This is a genomic window from Devosia sp. XGJD_8, assembly GCF_046614475.1.
Lineage (GTDB): Bacteria > Pseudomonadota > Alphaproteobacteria > Rhizobiales > Devosiaceae > Devosia.
This window is the reverse complement of the sequence record NZ_JBKJHF010000003.1, coordinates 173,098-193,355: the sequence shown is the minus strand read 5'-3', so window position 1 is coordinate 193,355 and position 20,258 is coordinate 173,098. Positions and strand designations below refer to the sequence as shown.

22 protein-coding genes are annotated in these 20,258 nt (G+C 64.2%); 17 read left to right on the top strand and 5 right to left on the bottom strand.

Features of this window, described 5'->3' with window-relative positions; genetic code table 11:
* Positions 1-5 precede the first annotated feature (5 nt).
* The gene (locus ACLI1C_RS19670; protein WP_411399265.1) at positions 6-428 is read left to right on the top strand and encodes a GNAT family N-acetyltransferase; all 423 of its coding nucleotides are present in this window, start codon (positions 6-8) and stop codon (positions 426-428) included.
* Here the strand turns inward: ACLI1C_RS19670 and ACLI1C_RS19665 are convergent.
* Positions 425-922, bottom strand: a complete 498-nt coding sequence (locus ACLI1C_RS19665) for an N-acetyltransferase family protein (protein ID WP_411399264.1) — start codon at positions 920-922, stop codon at positions 425-427. The genes ACLI1C_RS19670 and ACLI1C_RS19665 overlap by 4 nt on opposite strands.
* Positions 923-1,023: 101 nt before the next feature.
* A complete protein-coding gene (locus ACLI1C_RS19660) occupies positions 1,024-1,794 on the bottom strand; it encodes a Bax inhibitor-1/YccA family protein (RefSeq protein ID WP_411399263.1) in 771 nt (256 codons plus the stop codon).
* A gap of 201 nt (positions 1,795-1,995) precedes the next feature.
* On the opposite strand from ACLI1C_RS19660, the gene thpR reads away from it, so the two are divergent.
* The 6 genes from thpR (at position 1,996) to ACLI1C_RS19630 (ending at position 6,475) form a co-directional block, all read left to right on the top strand.
* Entirely contained in the window at positions 1,996-2,535 is a 540-nt protein-coding gene (gene thpR, locus ACLI1C_RS19655) for an RNA 2',3'-cyclic phosphodiesterase (protein WP_411399262.1), read from the top strand.
* A gap of 216 nt (positions 2,536-2,751) precedes the next feature.
* Positions 2,752-3,273, top strand: a complete 522-nt coding sequence (locus tag ACLI1C_RS19650) for an invasion associated locus B family protein (protein ID WP_411399261.1) — start codon at positions 2,752-2,754, stop codon at positions 3,271-3,273.
* 88 nt (positions 3,274-3,361) lie between these two features.
* Positions 3,362-3,865, top strand: a complete 504-nt coding sequence (locus tag ACLI1C_RS19645; RefSeq protein WP_411399260.1) for an invasion associated locus B family protein — start codon at positions 3,362-3,364, stop codon at positions 3,863-3,865.
* Positions 3,866-3,962: 97 nt separating this feature from the next.
* On the top strand, positions 3,963-4,751 hold the full coding sequence (gene hisN, locus ACLI1C_RS19640; protein ID WP_411399259.1) for a histidinol-phosphatase: 789 nt from the start codon (positions 3,963-3,965) through the stop codon (positions 4,749-4,751).
* Positions 4,752-4,847: 96 nt separating this feature from the next.
* Positions 4,848-6,056 (top strand): 23S rRNA (adenine(2503)-C(2))-methyltransferase RlmN, encoded by a 1,209-nt coding sequence (gene rlmN / locus ACLI1C_RS19635; RefSeq protein WP_411399258.1) that lies wholly within the window; start codon positions 4,848-4,850, stop codon positions 6,054-6,056.
* Positions 6,057-6,100: 44 nt separating this feature from the next.
* On the top strand, positions 6,101-6,475 hold the full coding sequence (locus ACLI1C_RS19630; protein ID WP_411399257.1) for a VOC family protein: 375 nt from the start codon (positions 6,101-6,103) through the stop codon (positions 6,473-6,475).
* On the opposite strand, the gene ACLI1C_RS19625 is transcribed toward ACLI1C_RS19630, so the two are convergent.
* Both ACLI1C_RS19625 and ACLI1C_RS19620 read right to left on the bottom strand, forming a co-directional pair.
* Positions 6,476-7,123, bottom strand: coding sequence for a LysE family translocator (locus ACLI1C_RS19625; protein WP_411399256.1), 648 nt, complete (start codon positions 7,121-7,123; stop codon positions 6,476-6,478).
* Positions 7,124-7,189: 66 nt separating this feature from the next.
* Positions 7,190-7,657, bottom strand: coding sequence for an Lrp/AsnC family transcriptional regulator (locus ACLI1C_RS19620; protein WP_411399255.1), 468 nt, complete (start codon positions 7,655-7,657; stop codon positions 7,190-7,192).
* 129 nt (positions 7,658-7,786) lie between these two features.
* Between ACLI1C_RS19620 and ACLI1C_RS19615 the strand changes: the two genes are divergently transcribed.
* The 10 genes from ACLI1C_RS19615 to ACLI1C_RS19570 all read left to right on the top strand — a co-directional run bounded on the left by ACLI1C_RS19615 (position 7,787) and on the right by ACLI1C_RS19570 (position 19,803).
* A complete protein-coding gene (locus tag ACLI1C_RS19615; protein ID WP_411399254.1) occupies positions 7,787-9,013 on the top strand; it encodes an argininosuccinate synthase in 1,227 nt (408 codons plus the stop codon).
* Positions 9,014-9,175: 162 nt separating this feature from the next.
* On the top strand, positions 9,176-11,272 hold the full coding sequence (locus tag ACLI1C_RS19610) for a putative bifunctional diguanylate cyclase/phosphodiesterase (protein ID WP_411399253.1): 2,097 nt from the start codon (positions 9,176-9,178) through the stop codon (positions 11,270-11,272).
* Between the two features lie 64 nt (positions 11,273-11,336).
* Positions 11,337-11,975 carry an RNA polymerase sigma factor gene (locus ACLI1C_RS19605; protein ID WP_411399252.1) on the top strand — a complete coding sequence of 213 codons (639 nt, stop codon included), beginning with the start codon at positions 11,337-11,339 and terminating at the stop codon, positions 11,973-11,975.
* Positions 11,972-12,355 (top strand): VOC family protein, encoded by a 384-nt coding sequence (locus ACLI1C_RS19600; RefSeq protein WP_411399251.1) that lies wholly within the window; start codon positions 11,972-11,974, stop codon positions 12,353-12,355. The genes ACLI1C_RS19605 and ACLI1C_RS19600 overlap by 4 nt, the downstream gene beginning before the upstream one ends.
* A gap of 366 nt (positions 12,356-12,721) precedes the next feature.
* Complete coding sequence (gene typA, locus ACLI1C_RS19595; RefSeq protein ID WP_411399250.1) at positions 12,722-14,536, top strand: translational GTPase TypA; 1,815 nt, start codon at positions 12,722-12,724, stop codon at positions 14,534-14,536.
* Positions 14,537-14,694: 158 nt separating this feature from the next.
* Complete coding sequence (locus ACLI1C_RS19590) at positions 14,695-15,303, top strand: DedA family protein (RefSeq protein ID WP_411399249.1); 609 nt, start codon at positions 14,695-14,697, stop codon at positions 15,301-15,303.
* Positions 15,304-15,593: 290 nt separating this feature from the next.
* On the top strand, positions 15,594-15,884 hold the full coding sequence (locus ACLI1C_RS19585; protein WP_411399248.1) for a YggT family protein: 291 nt from the start codon (positions 15,594-15,596) through the stop codon (positions 15,882-15,884).
* Between the two features lie 5 nt (positions 15,885-15,889).
* Positions 15,890-16,222: a DUF167 family protein gene (locus ACLI1C_RS19580; protein WP_411399247.1), complete on the top strand. Its 333-nt coding sequence runs from the start codon at positions 15,890-15,892 to the stop codon at positions 16,220-16,222.
* A gap of 295 nt (positions 16,223-16,517) precedes the next feature.
* Positions 16,518-18,662, top strand: coding sequence for a sodium-translocating pyrophosphatase (locus ACLI1C_RS19575; protein WP_411399246.1), 2,145 nt, complete (start codon positions 16,518-16,520; stop codon positions 18,660-18,662).
* Between the two features lie 583 nt (positions 18,663-19,245).
* Positions 19,246-19,803 carry a dihydrofolate reductase family protein gene (locus tag ACLI1C_RS19570; protein ID WP_411399245.1) on the top strand — a complete coding sequence of 186 codons (558 nt, stop codon included), beginning with the start codon at positions 19,246-19,248 and terminating at the stop codon, positions 19,801-19,803.
* 4 nt (positions 19,804-19,807) lie between these two features.
* On the opposite strand, the gene ACLI1C_RS19565 is transcribed toward ACLI1C_RS19570, so the two are convergent.
* Entirely contained in the window at positions 19,808-20,248 is a 441-nt protein-coding gene (locus ACLI1C_RS19565) for a MarR family winged helix-turn-helix transcriptional regulator (RefSeq protein WP_411399244.1), read from the bottom strand.
* Positions 20,249-20,258 lie beyond the last annotated feature (10 nt).

Genomic DNA, 20,258 nt, shown 5'->3' with positions numbered 1-20,258 from the left:
TGGAGATGAGCCGGGTGATGACGGCATCGGTCACCGAACTGTGCGGCGCCGATCATCATGATGACCGCGCCAATATCAGGCAATGGGTGAGCAACCGAACGCCGGAAGGGGTCGCCAGCATGATCGCCAATCCGGCGCAGACGTTCTTCGTTGCCGAACGCAACGGCGACATCGCCGCCGTCGGGGCCGTCAATGCCCAGGGTGTCGTGATGTTCAACTACGTCTCACCACGGCACCGTTTTTGCGGCGTCAGCGATGCGCTGATGGCCCATCTCGAGGCGGTGCTCAGGGCCGATGGCCACGTTCAGGCCCGGCTGATCAGCACCACCACCGCACACCGGTTCTACCTCGATCGCGGATGGACTGATGACGGCGCGCCCGAGATCGAGGGCTTTTCAACCAGCTACCCGATGCGCAAATCGCTCTAGAGCCCCAGCTGCAGATGCACGATGTCGTGCCAGCGGTCGAACTTGTAGCCCACTGCCTCATAGCGCCCGACATGGCGGAAGCCGAATTTTTCGTGGATGGCGATGGAATTCGCGGTATCGGCCGTAATCACCGCGATCATCTGCTTGAAGCCGAAGGCGCGCGACTGCAGCAGCAATTCGGTCAGCAGCGCCTTGCCGATGCCGCGCCCCTTGGCGTCGGGGTGCAGGTAGATGGAATCCTCGCAGGTGAAGCGATAGGCGGCGCGCGGCCGATAGAAGCTGGCATAGGCATAGCCGACCGGCTGCCCGTCCAGCTCGGCGATGATCAGCGGGTGCCCGAGCTTCCTGAGGCCCGCATATTTCTCAGCGATCGCCTCCTCGCCCGGCACTTCGGTGTCGAAGGTGATCGCGGTATTTTCCACGTAGTGCTTGTAGATGGCGGTGATGGCGGGCACGTCGGCCCACTCGAACTGGCGCAGCTGGTAGTCGGACACGATGCAAATCCAGGCAAAAAAAGAACCGCAGCCTTTGTAGGCTGCGGTTCGATTTGTCGTCCAACCAAATTGCTTGATCCTGCGATCAAGCAGACCTGTGCTTACTCGCGGTTGCCGAACAGGCGGAGCAGCATCATGAACAGGTTGATGAAGTCGAGGTAGAGGCTCAGCGCGCCCATGATGGCACCCTTGGCCAGGACTTCGGCGCCATGCGCTTCGTCATAGCCTTCCTTGATCTTCTGCGTATCGTAGGCGGTGAGGCCCACGAAGATCAGCACGCCGACCGCCGAGATGGCGAATTCGAGCATGGAAGACTGCATGAAGATGTTGACCACCGAGGCGATGATCAGGCCGATCAGGCCCATCATCAGGAAGCTGCCCATATTGGTCAGGTCACGCTTGGTGGTGTAGCCGTAAAGGCTCATGGCACCGAAGGTGGCTGCCGTGATGAAGAACACCTTGGCGATCGAAGCGTCGGTATAGACCAGGAAGATCGAGCTCAGCGACAGGCCCATGATCGCGGCGAAGGCCCAGAAGGTGGCCTGTGCTGCGGGCACGGAGAGCTTGTTGATGCCAAAGCTCAGCACCAGCACGAAGGCCAGTGGAGCAAGCATCACAACCCACTGCAGCGGGCTGGCATAGAGCAGCGCGCCCCACTGGGTCACCAGCTGGCCATTGGCAAGCTGGCCCACGGCGGCGTTCGGATCGGTTGTGATGGCGGCGGCGGCGGCGAACCAGGCCGCGAGGCCCGTCACAACCAGCCCGACACCCATGTAATTGTAGACGCGCAGCATGTAGCTGCGCAGGCCCTCGTCGATGGCCAAGGCCGAGCCGGCCCGCGCACCGAGGGTCTGACGGTCATATTCAGCCATAGTCGGTTTCCTTTCCCAATTGAAAAGCGGCTATTGCACCGCCGGTGGGCATTGGTTGCCACTTGCGGGACAATATGGATGGGCGATCAGTCGTTTACAAGACTTGATGAGGACGTGCGACGAATGGGCTGGCTGCACATTGTCGTTATGCTAGGGTCAGGCTCGAATCGCGCACCTGATCCTTAGGAAGAGGAGGGCCACATGCCCCGGCTCTTTACCGGCCTCGAAATCCCGGCCGAAACTGGATTTGCGCTTTCTCTCAAGCGCGGCGGGCTGACTGGTGCCCGCTGGATTGATCCGGAAAACTACCACATCACCCTCCGATTTATTGGCGATGTAGACAATGTCACCGCCGACGATGTTGCCGACAGCCTCGACCGGCTGGCCAATTCCATGCGCTTTTCGGTCAAGCTTACGCATCTTGGAACCTTCGGCGGCGACAAGCCCCGGGCGCTCTATGCCGGGGTCGAACCCAGCGAGCAGCTCAGCCGGCTGCAGGCCGCGCAGGAGCGGGTGCTGCAGCGGGCCGGCCTGCCGCCCGAGGGTCGCAAGTTCGTGCCGCATGTCTCGCTGGCGCGGCTGCGCGGCTGCAGCGCCGAGGAGGCGGCCCGGTTCATGGCCGAGGCCGGGCGGTTCGAGCCGCTCAGCTTTCCGGTGGGGCGCTTCGTGCTGTTTTCCAGCAAGGATTCGGTCGGCGGCGGGCCCTATGTCGTCGAACAGAGCTATCCACTGGCGGCGTGATCACAGTCACGCAGATGTTAGCGCGTTGTTAACTCTGACGGCCCAAACCGGAGGGTATGGCTGCCATCCCGTCAAATTGCCGCCGTGATTGGCTCGCACTTGATGCAAATACAGTCGGATGCGGCGGCGTTTGACACCTTGGTAACCATGTTCGGGGCAGAGTTGGCGGGCAGCTCGCTCCAGAACGGGGCCCCATAAGATGAGGACAATATTGCGATGACGACGAAAACCGGTGGCCTTGCACTTGGGCTCGCGGTCGGCGCGATCATGGCTCTGGCTCCTGCCGCCCAGGCGCAGCAGGCGACCGAGCTCGGTACCTTCAATGCCTGGACAGCCTGGCAGGCGACGGACGCTTCAGGCGTGCTCTGCTATGTCTCGGCGACGCCGCAGTCCAGCGAGCCGGCCGGTGCCAATCGCGACCCGATCCATTTCATGATCATCCACCGCAAGGGGATGGGCACCAAGAACGAGGTGCAGACCATTATCGGCTATCCATTCAATGCCACGGCGGCCAATGCCAGCGCCTCGGTGGATGGCAAGTCCTACCCCATGGTGACGGAAGGCTCGGCCGCCTGGCTGGCTTCGACCGGCGATGAAGGTGGCTTCGTGCAGGCCTTCAAGGCGGGCAGCAACCTGGTGGTGCGCGGCACCAGCCAGCGCGGCACCAATACCGTCGATACCTATTCGCTCTCCGGCGCGACTGCGGCGGTGAACGCCATCGACGCTGCCTGCCAGTGATTTTTGGGTTGCCCCATGCGGGCGATCCGCCATATCTGGGCGAGGGGCCAAGCCGGTCCTTCGCCCTAGTCTGTTTGTTGAGGCCCTGATGCTCAAGACCGTCCCGGTGCTAATTCTTGCCGCCAGCCTGGCACTGACCGCCGGTGCCAGCGCCCAGCAGGTGCGTCTTCTGGGCGAGCATCGTGCCTGGTCGAGCTATGCGGCCACTGACGCCTCCGGCAATGTCTGCTTTGCCATGACCAAGCCGGAAAGTGTCACGCCCGAGCCCGATGGCTATAGCCAAGCCTATATCTATATCACCAGCCGCCCGGCCGAGAATGTCAGCAGCGAGTTCAACCTCGTCGCCGGCTTTGCCTTCCAGCCCGACAGCATGGCCACCGTCAATGTCGGCGGCCAGGTGTTCAATCTCTTCACCCAGAACGATGCCGCCTGGCTCGATGACACCAGCCAGTCCGATGCGCTGGCCAGCGCCATCCGCGCCGGCTCCTCCATGGTGGTCGAAGGCACAACGGCCGCCGGCATCAAGGTGACCCAGTCCTATTCGCTGTCCGGCGCCACCGCCGCGCAGCAGTCGATCAGCGCCGAGTGCTAGGCGGTCCGGCCCTTTGCGGCTCGCCGCAGGTGCGGCGCCGCTAGCCACCCCGGTCACAGCGTCGCTTCCGCCCGTTGCCCTTCAGCCGGACCCAGCCATGACAATCGATCTCGCCAAAGTCGAAGCCACCCTCCTGCTGGCTGCCGAAGCGGCGGCGAGCCATACGCTGCCCCTGTTCCGCTCCGGCCTTGGAGTCGATAACAAGCTCAGCGAGGGGTTCGATCCGGTGACCGAGGCCGATCGGGCAGCCGAAACCGCCATTCGCGCCGTCATTGCCGAGCACTTCCCCGATCACGCGATTATCGGGGAGGAGTGGGGCTCCAGCGGCGAAGGCCCCTATAGCTGGATCATCGACCCGGTCGATGGCACCCGCGCCTTCATCTCGGGCGCCCCCGTCTGGGGCACGCTGATCGGCTTTGCCCATGAGGGCGTGGCTATTGCGGGCCTCATGAGCCAGCCGTTCATCGGGGAGACCTTCCTCGCCGTCCCCGGCCGCTCGACCTATCGCCGCGGCGCCGTCACCCTTGCCAACCGCACCAGCGGCGAGACCGAGCTGGCGCCCGCCCGGGTCTTTACCACAACGCCCTCGCTGTTCCGCACGCCGGAATTGATGGCCAAGTGGCAGGCCCTTGAAGCCGCCACGCGGCTGCAGCGTTTCGGCATGGACTGCTATGGCTATGCGCTGCTGGCGGCGGGCCATGCTGATCTGGTCATCGAGCCATTCCTCAATACCTATGATATCGCGGCGCTGGTTCCCATCATCCGCGAGGCGGGCGGCGCCATCGCCTGCTGGGACGGGAGCGAGCCCACTGCCGGCGGCGATGTCGTGGCCGCGGCAACACCAGAACTGCTGGACAAGGCGCTGGACCTCATCAACGCAAGTTGATCGCATGGGCCCGATGCCGCTGCGAAGTTTTGCCTAAAGCGCGCCCATATGCTATTGGCCGCGCCAATCCCGCAGCTTCGAGACTTTCGCACGCCCATGAGCATCGCGCTGAACCTTGACCATTCGACCGCTATCCGGCCGGCTGCGGCCAGCCGGCCGTCGCTGATCGGCCTCAGCAAGCCCCAGCTCGCCGAGGCGCTGACCACGGCCGGCATTGCCGCCGACAAGGAGGCCCGCATGCGGGCCAGCCAGCTGTGGAACTGGCTCTATGTCAACGGCACCACCGATTTCGACAAGATGACCAATGTCGCCAAGCCGGTGCGGCAAAAGCTGGCTGACACCTTCATCCTCGATCGCCCGGAGATCGTCTCCGAGCAGGTCTCGTCCGACGGCACGCGCAAGTGGCTGTTCCGCTTCCGCGACCCGGCCAATCCCAACTATCCGCCGGTCGAGGTGGAGACGGTCTATATTCCCGAGCAGGATCGCGGCACGCTTTGCGTCTCGTCCCAGGTAGGCTGCACGCTCACCTGCTCGTTCTGCCATACCGGCACACAGAAGCTGGTGCGCAACCTGACCGCCGGGGAGATCCTGGGCCAGGTGCTGATGGCGCGCGAGCGGCTGGGCGACTTTCCCGGCGGCAGCCGCCCGGATGACGGTGGCCTGGTACCTGCCGATGGCACGCGCGCCATCACCAATGTGGTGATGATGGGCATGGGCGAGCCGCTCTACAATTACGAGGCCGTCAAGCAGGCCCTGCTGATCGCCTCGGCTGGCGATGGCATGAGCCTCTCCAAGCGCCGCATCACGCTCTCGACCTCGGGCGTCGTGCCCTTCATCGAGCCGACCGGGCGCGAGATCGACGTCATGCTGGCCATCTCGCTGCATGCCACCAACAATGACCTGCGCGACGTGCTGGTGCCGATCAACAAGAAGTGGCCGATCGAGGAATTGCTCGAAGCCTGCCGCAACTATCCTGGCCTTTCCAATGCCCGCCGCATCACCTTCGAATATGTCATGCTCGACGGCATCAATGACAGCGATGCCGAAGCACGCGAACTGGTGCGCCTCCTGGCCGGCATTCCGGCCAAGATCAACCTGATCCCGTTCAATCCATGGCCCGGCGCCAATTACGGCACCTCGCCCTCGAGCCGCATCGAGCGCTTCGCCGATATCGTCAACAAGGCCGGCTATGCCAGCCCGGTGCGCACGCCGCGCGGCCGCGACATCTTCGCCGCCTGCGGCCAGCTCAAGAGCGAGAGCGAACGGCTCTCCAGGAAAGACCGCGACGCGCTGGCGGGCGCGTAGCCTCCGTGCCATGCTGGCTTCTCCCAACCAGGGAGGAGACCCGCATGACCCATTCGCGATTGGGCCCCATCGGCCAGCTCAGCCGCAGCGTGGCCGATATTGCCGCTGCCGAGGCCTGGTGGCGCGATGTGCTGGGCCTGCCCCATCTTTATACATTCGGCCAGCTGGCCTTCTTCGATTGCGACGGCGTGCGGCTGATGCTGAGCGCCGAGCCGGGCGAGAGTCACAGCAACATCATCTATTTCCGCGTGCCGGATATCGCAGCCAGCCACGCCGAGCTGAGCGCGCGGGGCGTGGCATTCCTCGGCGCGCCGCACATGATCCATCGCCATGCCGATGGAACGGAGGAATGGATGGCGTTCTTTTCCGACAATGAGGGCCGTCCGCTGGCCCTGATGAGCCAGGTGCAGCCCGGCTGATCACTTGCGCCCTTCGGCCAGGAGGATCGTCGCGGCAAAGGCCATGAAGACGGCGGCAAAGCTCCAGTTCAGCGCCTTGGAGACCCACTTGCTGTCGCGCAGCGTCGTGGTGAGCCATTCGGCCGCCAGCACGATGGCGATGACGATGGGCAGCGACACGGCGACGAATTCGACGCCCAGGAACAGCAGCTTGCTGGAGGCGGCGGGGTCGTCCGCCGAAACGAACTGGGGCAGGAAGGTCACGAAGAACAGCGCCACCTTGGGATTGGTGAGGTTGATGCCGAGCCCCGTCATATAGCTCTGGGCAAAGCTGGGCTGCCTGCCGGCGGCGCGGGTGACAAGAAGGCCGCCGCCGTCGCGGATCGCCTGGATGGCGAGCCAGACGAGGTAAAGCGCCCCGGCGATCTTGAGCACCCAGAAGGCGGTCGGCGCCGCCACGATCAGCACCGAAATGCCGAAGGCCACCAGCATGGTGTGCACCGCGATGCCGGTCAGCGCCCCGAGCACGGTGGCAAAGCCATGCGTGCGGCCGTAATTCATGGTGCGGGAGACAAACAGCGCCATGTCCGGGCCCGGCGTGATGGCCAGCACGAAGCCGGCCAGGGCAAAGGCGAGGATGACGGAGAGGTCGGGGATGAAATCGGGCATGACGTTTTACGCGCGTGTGGCGGTCATGCTTAGCGCGTCGGGCGCCGATAGGCGAGGGGCCGCTCCCTAGGGCAGCGGCAATTCATAGCTGCGCTTGATGGTCTCCATCGGCACGTCGGTCTTGACGCTCTGCACGCTGGGGATGCGCATCAGATAGTCGGACTGGAAGCGCCAATAGGCGTGCAGGTCCGCGGTGACGATGCGCATTATCGCGTCGCATTCCCCGGTGGTGAGGTAGCACTCGACCACTTCGGGAAAGTTGCGCACCGTCTCGGCGAACTGATGGGTGATCTCGGCATCCTGGGTCTTGAACCAGACGCGGGCGAAGACGGTGAGGCCAAGGCCGACCCTGGCGCCATCCAGCACCGCGACATAGCGATCGATGATGCCGGATTCCTCCAAGAGCCGCACCCGGCGCAGGCAGGGCGAGGGCGACAGCCCGACCTCGTTGGCCAGCTCCACATTGCTCATCCGGCCATTGCGCTGCAGCGCGCGCAGGATGCGGCGATCGATGGCGTCCACGGTATTTGGCATTTTATGCCTTCTAGTAGATCAAGGATGACGTTTTCTGCCACACCATCATCCATGCGTGACTTTTTCGCAAGATTGTTGCGCCGCGTCCGATCTATTGTTCCAATCGGACAAGCTGGGACAAACCACATCATGGCAAAAGACATCAAAAAGGTCGTGCTCGCCTATTCGGGCGGCCTCGATACCTCGATCATCCTGAAATGGCTGCAGGAGACCTATGACTGCGAGGTGGTGACCTTCACCGCCGATCTGGGTCAGGGCGAAGAGCTCGAGCCGGCGCGCAAGAAGGCCGAGATGTTCGGCATCAAGGATATCCGCATCGAGGATCTGCGCGAGGAATTCGTGCGTGACTTCGTCTTCCCGATGTTCCGCGCCAATACGGTCTATGAGGGCCAGTATCTGCTCGGCACCTCGATCGCCCGCCCGCTGATCGCCAAGCGGCTGGTCGAGATCGCCCAGGAAACCGGGGCCGATGCGATTTCGCATGGCGCCACCGGCAAGGGCAATGACCAGGTGCGGTTCGAGCTGACCGCCAATGCACTCGACCCCTCCATCAAGGTGATCGCCCCCTGGCGCGAATGGGATCTGCGCAGCCGCACGCAGCTGCTCGACTATGCAGAGCGCAACCAGATCCCGATCGCCAAGGACAAGCGCGGCGAGGCGCCCTTCTCGGTCGACGCCAACCTGCTGCATACCTCCTCGGAAGGCATGGTGCTCGAAGATCCGGCCGTGCCCTATCCCGATTACGTGCCCCAGCGCACGGTCGATCCGGAACAGGCGCCCGATACGCCCGAGATCATCACCATCGGCTATGAAAAGGGTGACCCGGTCTCGATTGATGGCGTCGCGCTCTCGCCTGCCGCGCTGCTGACAAAGCTCAACGAGCTGGGCGGCAAGCATGGCGTGGGCCGGCTCGACCTGGTCGAGAACCGCTTTGTCGGCATGAAGAGCCGCGGGCTCTACGAGACGCCGGGCGGCACGATCATGCTGGTGGCGCATCGCGGCATCGAATCGATCACGCTCGACCGCGGCGAAGCCCATCTCAAGGATGAGCTGATGCCCAAATATGCCGAGCTGATCTATAATGGCTTCTGGTTCTCGCCCGAGCGCGACATGCTGCAGGCGCTGATCGACAAGAGCCAGGCCTATGTCACCGGCGACGTCACCGTGAAGCTCTACAAGGGGAGCGCCAGCGTCATCGCCCGCACCTCGCCGCACTCGCTCTATTCGATGGATCTCGTGACCTTCGAAGAAGGCGCCGTGGCCTATGACCACAAGGATGCCGAGGGCTTCATCCGCCTCAACGGCCTGCGCCTCAAGACCTGGGCCGCCCGCAACAAGAAGGCCGGCAACATCTAGCCGGCCGCATGGCTCGCCGGCCCCCTTTCGGGGGCCGGTCGGGCACCACCCATCGGCGCCGAAGTTAATCGGTCGTTAATGGGAACGATTTAGCTTCCCCCCAGCGTCGCAATGATGGGGGAAATGCGCGTGCAGTCATCAGACGCTGGCAGCTTGAGCGAAATGGCTGAAGCGTTGCTGCTCGACGCTGCGCTCGAGAATATCCCCTATGGCTTCTGCGTCTGGTCGCCCCAGTTCCGCCTGATGATGTGGAACAAGCATTATCGCGACATCTATGGTTTTCCCGCCGACGCCATCTATCGCGGCATGAGCCTTGAAGAGGTGGTGCAGCTGTCGGCCCAGCTCGGCAACCATCCGGACCAGGCGTCCGAGGAATTCTACGAAAACTATACTGCCGACCTGCTGTCCAACCGCAGCGGCGCGCGCACCAAGAGCCAGGAAGTGGTGCATGGCGGGCGGATCATCGAAACCGCCCATGTCTATTCCGAGGCGCTGGGCTGGGTGGTGACGCATGAAGACGTTACCGACGAGATCGCGCGCACCGAAGTGGTGCAGAAGCGCAAGCTCGAGCTGGAGCGACAGAACATCCGGCTCGACGCGGCGGTCAACAATATCAGCCAGGGCCTGTGCATGATGGATGCGCGAGGCCGGCTGGTGATCTGCAACGAGCCCTATGCGCGCATCTACAACCTGCCCGATCACCTGCTCAAGCCAGGCACCCAGCTTGAAAATATCCTGAGCCACCTGTTCGACATGGGGATGAGCGCGGGCGGCACGCGCGATGAATATATCGCCTGGCGGCGCGACGTCATTGCGCGCCGCGAATATGGCAAGAATATCCATGAGCTCAACAACCGCACCATCATGATGCAGCACCATCCGATGAAGGATGGCGGCTGGGTGTCGACGCATGAAGACATTACCGAACAGCGGCAGAACGAGGCGCGCATCCGCCATCTGGCCCGGCACGACGCGCTGACCGACCTGCCCAACCGCATCGAATTTCTCGAGCAGATGGCCAAGACCGAGGCGGGGCTGTCGCGCGGCGAAATGGCAGCCGTGCTCTATATCGATCTCGATCATTTCAAGGCGGTCAATGACACGCTGGGCCATGCGGTGGGCGACGAAGTCATCAAGCAGGCTTCGGCCCGGCTTTGGGGCACGACGCGCGAAACCGACGTGCTGGCGCGGCTGGGCGGCGACGAATTTGCGCTGCTGATGCGGCCCATCGACAGCGCGGCCGATGCCGCCAAGGTTGCCGATCGCATCATCAAGGCCATTGGCGCGCCCATGCATATCGGCGGCCAGCAGATCGAGATCGGCGCCAGCGTCGGCATTGCGGTGGGCCCGGGCGACGGGGTCAAGACCGATACCTTGGTCAAGAATGCCGATCTGGCCCTCTACAAGGCCAAGAGCGAAGGCCGTTCCACCTACCATTTCTTCGAAACCGGCATGGATGCCGACCTGCAGCAGCGCCGCTCCATCGAGGCGGGGCTGCGGCTGGCGCTACAGCGCGACGAATTGCGGCTGGTGTTCCAGCCGCTGCTGGGCTTGGCGGAAAACCGCGTTATCTGCGTCGAGGCCCTGCTGCGCTGGGATCATGAAGGCCGCACCATTTCGCCGACCGAATTCATCCCGATCGCCGAGGAAACCGGGCTGATCGTTTCCATCGGCGAGTGGGTGCTGCGCGAAGCCTGCCGGGTGGCCGCCACCTGGCCGGATGATGTGCGGGTTGCGGTCAACTTGTCGCCGGTCCAGTTCAAGAACCGGGATCTGGTGGGCGTGGTGAAGGCGGCGCTGGCCGAGGCGCGCATTCCCGCGACGCGGCTCGAGCTTGAAATCACCGAATCCCTGCTGCTGGCCGAGAACGACACCAATCTGGCAGCGCTGCATGATCTGCGCGCCATGGGCGTGCGCATCTCCATGGACGATTTCGGCACGGGCTATTCCTCGCTGAGCTATCTGCGCAGCTTTCCCTTCGACAAGATCAAGATCGACCGCTCCTTCATGCGCGACATCACCAGCCGGGGCGACAGCCAGGCCATCATCAAGGCGGTGATCGGGCTGGGCCAGTCGCTGGGCATGTCGACCACGGCCGAGGGCGTCGAAACCGAGGAACAGCTCGAAATGGTGCGGGCGCATGGCGTGTCGGAAGTGCAGGGTTTCCTGTTCTCGCCGCCCCTGCCATCGGCGGCTCTCGCCAATCTCCTGCATTCCGATGCGGTGAAATCCCAGGTCAAGGGCAAGAAGGCTTCCTGAGCGCCATCACCCGGGCCTGGGGCGCGCGATTGCCTTCCGGCAGGCCCTTTGCCAGACTTGCCCCATGCGTCCAGCCCTTCTAGCCCAGCTTCGTTCCATAGCCCGCCGCCACTGTCGCGATGCGGCGCTGGCCGACGATCTGGTGCAGGAGGCCATGATGGCGGCGATCCTGGCCGGACGGACCGATTTCGACGCGCCCGATGCCGCGCGATGGCTGGGTGGCGTGGTGCGCAACCAGGCCCGCATGGCGGCGCGGGGCGCCGGCCGCCGCCGCAGGCGCGAGGGGCAATGGCAGGCCAACCAGGTGGTGGCATTGCCCAGCGAGAGCGGTCCCGACAGCGCCGCGCTGCTGGCCTCCCTGCCGCCCGCGCTCAAATCCGTGGCGGCGCTGGCCCTCTCCGGTCACAACCGGCGGGAAATCGCCTTTCTGCTCGGATTGTCCGACACCGCCCTGCGCCAGCGCATCGCCGCCCTGCGGCGCCGGGTCGTGCTGGCCGGCCTGGTCCCGCCGGGCGACATGCCGGGGCTGAACCTCAACCTCGCCTATGGCCGGATCCGGGATGCCCTGCTGCCGCAATTGCTGCGCGATGGGGGCCTGTTTGCCAGCCATGACCCGGACGGGCATCTTTTCGTGGTGCAGCGCTCACAAAGCGGTGTCCCGCGGCAACGGCAGGTGCAGACCATAAAGGAGGGCTCGCCATGAGCTTCAAGGCCAAGAGCGCCAGCATCGTATTCTACGTGTCCGACATCAAACGGACCGAAAAATTCTACAGCGAGACCTTCGGGCTCGACCTGACCCGTATGGAGGGCGCCGAGCCCTTCGGGCTGCAGGCCTCGCTCGAAAGCGGGCTGGAGCTGATCTTCTTCGAGATGGAAGGGGTGCGGGGCAATACGCCGGCGCTGGTCTTCACCGTCGATGACGGCGGTATCGACGACATCGTGGCCGCGCTGGCCGAGCAGGGCGTCACCATCGTCACGCCGGTTTCGGAGGCTCCCGGCGGCTGGAGCGCCGACTTTCTGGACCCCGATGGCTTTGGCCTGGGGCTCTGGCAATCGGGGGAATTGCCCAGGTCGCTGAAGTAGCAAGTTATTGCCCAGGCGAGATTTCGCTCTGCACGGGAAGGCACCTCCCCCTTTGACTGGGGAGGCTGGGAGGGCTGGCGGTCGGCCCGATTATCCGGGGCGAACATCCCCACCCTTGATCCCTTCTCACGGTGAATTGCTCTACGGAGCGATTCACCGTGCGGCACGGTTTTGAAGCCCCGCAACCCACCTCTGCGTCCCCTGCGCTTGTGGAAAAGGCCATCTTCCTGTAAGGCAGCCGCAAATGCACCAATCCCGCCTCGGCGAGGATCGGTGCCCTGTTTATTCCTGCATGGTTCAGCCGTTTGCCGCCGCCCCTTTCGCGGCCCAAGGTTTTGGGATCATGCCAAAGAGGCCTGACCCCATATGTCGCTGCGCAATATCGCCATCATCGCCCACGTTGACCACGGCAAGACCACGCTGATCGACGTGCTGCTCAAGCAGTCCGGTTCCTTCCGCGAAAACGAACGCGTCGAAGAACGCGCCATGGACAGCAATGATATCGAGCGCGAGCGCGGCATCACCATTCTGGCCAAGGTCACCAGCCTGCTCTGGAAAGATACCCGCATCAATATCGTCGACACGCCCGGCCACGCCGACTTCGGCGGCGAAGTCGAGCGCATCCTGTCCATGGTCGATGGCGTGGTGATCCTGGTGGATGCGGCCGAAGGCCCGATGCCCCAGACCAAGTTCGTGCTCGGCAAGGCGCTGGCCCAGGGCCTGCGTCCGATCGTCGCCATCAACAAGATCGACAAGGCCGACGAGCGCCACATGGAAGTGCTCGAGGAAATCTTCGACCTGTTCATCGCGCTCGACGCCTCGCCCGAGCAGCTCGATTTCCCGGTGCTCTACGGTTCGGCCAAGCAGGGCTGGATGGCGCTGGAGCCCGAAGGCCCCAAGGACGATCTCGGCCCGCTGCTCGACAAGGTCATCGAGCATGTGCCCGAGCCGGTCGTCGAGGAAGGCGCCTTCCGCATGCTGGTCACCACCATCGAGCGCAACCCGTTCCTGGGCCGTATCCTGACCGGCCGCATCACCTCCGGCACCGTCAAGGCCAACGACCCGATCCACACGCTCAACCGTGAAGGCAAGGAAGTCGAAAAGGGCCGCATCTCCAAGGTGCTGGCCTTCCGCGGCCTCGAGCGCACCCCGGTCGACATGGGCGAAGCCGGCGACATCGTCGCCATTGCCGGTCTCGTCACCTCGACCGTGGCCGACACGCTCTGCGCCACTTCGGTGACCCAGCCGATCGCCTCCAAGCCGATCGATCCCCCGACGCTGTCGGTTACCTTCCGCATCAATGACGGCCCGCTGGCCGGCCGCGAAGGCGACAAGGTGCAGTCCCGCGTCATCCGCGAGCGCCTGATGCGCGAAGCCGAAGGCAACGTCGCCATCAAGGTGACGCCGGGCGACGACAATGACTCCTATGACGTGGCCGGCCGCGGCGAATTGCAGCTGGCCGTGCTGATCGAAAACATGCGCCGCGAAGGCTTCGAGCTGACCATCGGTCGCCCGAAGGTCCTGATGCGCGACATTGACGGCGTCCGCCACGAGCCGATCGAGGAAGTCATCATCGACGTCGATGACGAGCATACCGGCACGGTCGTGCAGAAGCTCACCGAGCGCAAGGGCGAGCTGACCGACATGCGCCCCTCGGGCGTCGGCCGCACCCGCATCCAGCTGCTGGTGCCCACCCGCTCGCTGATCGGCTACCAGCCGGAGCTTTTGAGCGATACCCGCGGCACCGCCATCTTCAACCGCCTGTTCCACTCCTTCGTGCCGTTCAAGGGTGACCTGCCGACCCGTCGCACGGGCGTGCTGATCTCCAACGGTACCGGCCAGTCCGTGGCCTTTGCGCTGTGGAACCTCGAAGACCGCGGCCCGATCATGATCGATGCCGGCGTCGACATCTATGAAGGCATGATCATCGGCGAGCATTCCCGCGAGAATGACCTCGAGGTCAACGCGCTCAAGGGCAAGCAGCTCACCAATATCCGCACCACGTCCAAGGACGAAGCGGTGCGCCTGACCACGCCCAAGAAGCTCACCCTCGAGCAGTCGCTCGGCTATATCGCCGAAGACGAATATGTCGAGGTGACCCCCAAGTCGATCCGCCTGCGCAAGATCTGGCTCGACCCCAATGACCGCAAGCGCATGAGCCGCGCCGCCAAGTCGGCATAAGGCGGGGCCGGCATCAGCCGGCCGCCCCCACCCTTGATCCCTCCCCACAAGGGGGAGGGAGACGATGGAATCGAGCGGCCTCAGCCTGCGCCTCCCTCCCTTGATGGGGAGGGAATGAGGTGGGGTGGGGCCACGAGCGCCAGACGCCGGGAGACCCCATGACCGACCTGATCATTCAGACCATTTCCGATCTCGGCTATGTCGGCATCTTCCTGGTCATGCTGGCGGAATCGATCTTTCCGCCCATTCCGTCCGAGCTGATCATTCCCTTTGCCGGCTTTGCCGCCGCCAATGGCGATCTCAATTTCTTCGGCGTCCTCGCCGCCGCCACGATCGGCGCGGTGGTGGGCATGCTGCCCTGGTATTTCGCCGGGCGGCTGTTCGGGCTCGACCGGGTGCGGGCGCTGGCCGACCGCTTCGGCCGGGTCATGACCTTCAATGCCGAGGAGATCGACGTCGCGGTGGGCTTTTTCCGCCGCTTCGGCCCGATCATCGTGCTGTTCGGGCGCCTGTTGCCGATCATCCGCACGCTGATCTCGATCCCCGCCGGGCTTGCCCGCATGCCGCTGCCGATATTCCTGCTCGCCTCCACCACCGGCGCGCTGATCTGGAACACCATCCTGACGCTGGCGGGCTATATCCTGCATGAGCATTACGAGCTCATCGAGGTCGTGCTCGATCCGCTGAGCTATATCGTGCTGGCCGCCGTGGTGCTGATCTACCTCTACCGCGTCGTGACCTGGCGCCCGAGCAAGCCGGCCGAATAGCGCCGACTCGCAAAATGCAACGCGCCTTGCATTCTGCCACGCGCGCGACGCCGCAAAATGCGACTGTTCACAACATGTTAAGCCCTGGCCCCCGGATTGCGGGGCCGCAGCACTTGGCACGCTTCATGCAATGGAGTGCCTGTCCGGAGAGTTAGTGTTGCGTACCGGATGTCAGTCATTGGGGCCTCGTTCCGTGCGACCGGAGCGGGGTCCCGCTGCTCTTGCGCGGCGCCCTTGCCGCAAGCTCCGCCAGCCACTAGATAATTTGCGACCTTATCCCGGAGACGCCCATGCGCGCCGTGCTCGACATCATCCTTCTCATCCTCCAGCTCTACTGGTGGATTGTCCTCGCCATGATCATCATGAGCTGGCTGATCTCGTTCAACGTGATCAATACGCGCAATCAGTTCGTCGAGGGCCTGTGGCGCGTGCTCAACCAGCTCACCGAGCCGGTGCTGCGCCCCATCCGCAAGATCATGCCGAATTTCTCGGGCCTCGATATCAGCCCGATCATCCTCTTTATCATCATCTTCTTCATCGAGCGGATCATCATCTACTACATCTATCCCAACGTGTTCTGATCCCGTTGGATGATCCAAAATGCTACCGGCTCAGCCCCCAGGGGCTGAGCCTTTTCGTTCGCGTCACCCCCAATGCCGGGCGCGATGCCATCGCGGGCGTCGAGCGCCGCGACGATAATTCTGCCGTGCTGCGCCTGCGCGTCAGCGCCGTGCCCGACAAGGGCAGGGCCAATGCGGCCGTGCTGGCGCTGCTGGCCAAGGCGCTGGCTGTACCGAAATCGACGCTGAGCGTGGCGAGCGGCGAGACGAGCCGGCTCAAGACGATTGCAGTGGTGGGGGACGGGGCGGCGCTGGCTGGTCGGGTCGAGGCATTGAGCCAGCCCCCCACCCCCTCCTGACCTCCCCCATCAAGGGGGAGGTATCCCTCCACTCTCGTGCTGCGATCCAGTCCCAACTACGGAGCTGCACCTCCCCCTTGATGGGGGAGGCCGGGAGGGGGTGGGGCCGCAGGCGCGAAACGAGCGCGTTCAGCCGCCACCGCGACAAAACATCGCAATCTCCATTGCTTAACCAATCAATCTGGCTAATCTCAGCCCCGGAGGGGGCTCAGAGGAGGGCAGGTCCGTTGCCGGTTGGAGGACCGGTGCCGGTCATGCGGTTGAGTCCCCGGAGGAAAATCTAGAGGGACTTTCTATGACTTTGGCACTCTGGCTGATCGTCGTGTGTGGCGCTCTGTCCATCGTCTATGGGGTCTATACGACCCAGCAACTGCTTGCCGCCGATAGCGGGTCGGCCCGCATGCAGGAGATTTCGGCAGCCGTGCGCGAGGGCGCATCGGCCTATCTCAAGCGGCAATATACCACCATCGCCATTGTCGGCGTGGTCATCCTGATCGCCGCCTTCTTCCTGCTCGGCATCTATGCCGCCATCGGCTTCCTGCTGGGCGCGGTGCTGAGTGGCGCGGCGGGCTTTATCGGCATGAATGTCTCGGTGCGCGCCAATGTCCGCGTCGCCCAGGCGGCGATTTCCTCGCTCGGCAAGGGGCTCGATCTGGCCTTCAAGTCCGGCGCGGTCACCGGCATGCTGGTGGCGGGATTGGGCCTGCTCGGCATCACGCTCTATTTCATGGTGCTGACGCAGATGCTGGGCTTTGCGCCCACCAGCCGCACGGTCATCGATGCGCTGGTCGCGCTCTCCTTCGGCGCCTCGCTGATTTCCATCTTCGCGCGTCTGGGCGGCGGCATCTTCACCAAGGGTGCCGATGTGGGCGGCGACATGGTGGGCAAGGTCGAAGCCGGCATTCCGGAAGACGATCCGCGCAACCCGGCCACCATTGCCGACAATGTGGGCGACAATGTCGGCGATTGCGCCGGCATGGCGGCCGACCTGTTCGAAACCTATGTCGTCACCATCGTCGCCACCATGGTGCTGGCCGCCATCATCCTGCCCGAGCAGTTCAAGCTGATCGGCATGGTGCTGCCGCTGGCCATTGGCGGCGCCTGCGTCGTGACCTCGATCATCGGCACCTATTTCGTCAAGCTGGGCGCCGACAACAACATCATGGGCGCGCTCTACAAGGGCATCATCGCCACCGGCGTGCTGTCGCTGGTCGCGCTGATCCCGGTGCTGTGGTTCGTCTTCGGCGATCTCAACGTCGTCATCGAGGCCACTGACAAGACCTTCACCCCGTGGAGCCTGTTCTGGTGCGGCGTGGCGGGCCTGGTCATTACCGGCCTGATCATCGTCATCACCGAATATTACACCGGCACGGGCCGCCGCCCGGTCAATTCCATCGCCGAAGCCTCGGTGACCGGCCACGGCACCAATGTCATCCAGGGCCTTGCGGTGTCCCTGGAATCGACGGCCCTGCCGGCTTTGGTCATCATCGGCGGCATCATCGTCACCTACAACCTGGCTGGTCTGTTCGGCATCGCCTTTGCCGTCGCCACCATGCTGGCTCTGGCCGGCATCGTCGTGGCGCTCGACGCCTTCGGTCCGGTTACCGACAATGCCGGCGGCATTGCCGAAATGGCCGGTCTCGACAAGGAAGTGCGGCACAATACCGACGCGCTCGACGCGGTGGGCAATACGACCAAGGCCGTCACCAAGGGCTATGCCATCGGCTCGGCGGGCCTGGGCGCCCTCGTGCTCTTCGCCGCCTACACGCAGGACCTGATCTACTTCGCCAACCTGCCCGATGCCCCGGCCATCTTCCAGGGCATGGGCACGCTCACCTTCTCGCTGGCCGATCCCTATGTCGTGGTGGGCCTGCTGTTCGGAGGCCTCTTGCCCTTCCTCTTCGGTGGCATGAGCATGACGGCGGTGGGCCGCGCCGCCCAGTCGGTGGTGGTGGAAGTGCGCCGCCAGTTCAAGGAACGCCCGGGCATCATGGCCGGCACCGAAAAGCCCGATTACGGCCGGGCCGTCGACATGCTGACCAAGGCTGCGATCAAGGAAATGATCGTGCCGAGCCTGCTCCCGGTTCTGTCACCCATCGTGGTGTTCTTCCTGATCAACTGGATCGCCGGCCCCGCCGCTGGCTTCTCGGCCCTGGGCGCTATGCTGATGGGCGTCATCGTCACCGGTCTCTTCGTCGCCATTTCCATGACCGCCGGCGGCGGCGCCTGGGACAATGCCAAGAAGAGCTTCGAAGACGGCTTCACCGACAGCCACGGCGTCACCCACCACAAGGGCGGCGACGCGCACAAGGCCTCGGTCACCGGCGACACCGTCGGCGACCCCTACAAGGACACGGCCGGCCCGGCCGTCAATCCGATGATCAAGATCACCAATATCGTGGCGCTGTTGTTGCTGGCGGTATTGGCGCATCTGGGGTGACCAGACGCTGAACTGAAGAAGGCCCGGGGGGACCTCCGGGCTTTTTCATTGAGTAATTCAGCTGGACGTTCCTCGCGGGCACCGTCTCACCCCACCCACCGGACGGCACCTCCCCCTTGATGGGGGAGGGTGGGAGGGGGTGTGCGGGCCCCGATATGCGGGCCAGATGCCCCTCGACTGAAACATCATCCCCCACTTATACCCCTCTCCAGAACCTGTGGCACACTCCTCCCCATCACTCCGCATGGGCGGCCTGCAGGCGAACAGTGGCGGGGTGAGCCGGGCGCGGGTTTTGCCTCTCGCGCAGGTTCGAGACCTGGCCGCAGCATGGCGAGCGATCATGCTGCGCGAGAACCGGGACTGTTCCAAAAACCGGCACCCCGAGGCGGCTACCGTCTCGTTTTTTAAATTACCAGAGGCGGCATCCGCCTCGGGGTCCGTCCATCCTGCACAACCGGAGGCCGAATGGCCGTCCGGAGCGATGTGCTGCCCCAGAAAAACGCGACGCGTGTCGAAATCGGCCTGCTTCGCCCGTCGCACAAGCAGATGGCGGCCGGGAGGTTGCCAGACCAATCGGGAGACCATGATGCGTAAACTCACTGCCGGCCTGTTCTACTCCGTCGATGGCGTTGCCGAGGCGCCGGACACGTTCCAGTTCGACAGTTTCGATGACGAGCTGGGGGCGCTGCTGGGCGGCATCATGGCCGATGTCGATGCGGTGCTGATGGGGCGGGTGGGCTATCAGGAATGGGCCGGCTACTGGCCCAATGCCGAACAGGACCAGGATTTTGCCGGCTTCATCAACGTCGTGCCCAAATTCGTCGCCTCGGACACGCTCAGGCCGGGTGACCTCGGCTGGAGCAATGCCAGCCTGATCGAGGGCGATCTCGAGGCCTTCGTGCGCGAGCTCAAGGCGCAGGCGGGCGGCACGATATCGGTCATGGGCGGCATGTCGCTGGTGAGCCAGCTGCTACTGGCGGGGCTGATGGATGAACTGGCGCTCATCATCCATCCGGTGGTGGCCGGGCAGGGGCGGCGGCTGTTCGAGGACGGCACGCCGACGACACGGCTCGTGCTGACGGGCAGCCAGCAGACCTCCAAGGGCAATGTGGTGCTGCGCTATGCGCGGCGGGAGGCGTAGCCCGCTAGGCCGTGTCCTGGGCTTCCAGCACGCCGATCACCCGGCGCAACAGGCCCAGGAACTGCTCGCGTTCGCCGGGGGCCAGCTGTTCGAGCGCCAGCGTATTGATGGCGCTGACCACGCGTTCCACGGCGTCGATCTGGCCCAAGGCCAGCGGCGTCAGCGTCACGAGGGCACAGCGCCGGTCCGCGGGGTCGGGCCGGCGGGTGATCATGCCGTCGCGCTGCATGCGGTTGAGCGTTGCCGCCATGGTGGGCTGCTCGACAGCGGCGCGGCGGGCCAGCGCCTTCTGGGTCAGCGTGCTGCCATCGGACAGGGCGAAGAGGACTGGCATATAGGCTGGGGCAATGCCGGTGGGCGCCAGCTGGCGCTCCAGCTCGCGGGTAAAGAGCCGCGCCGCCCAATTGGTGAGGTAACCGGCCGAGTTCTCGCGAATCAGGGCCATTTGCATAGCT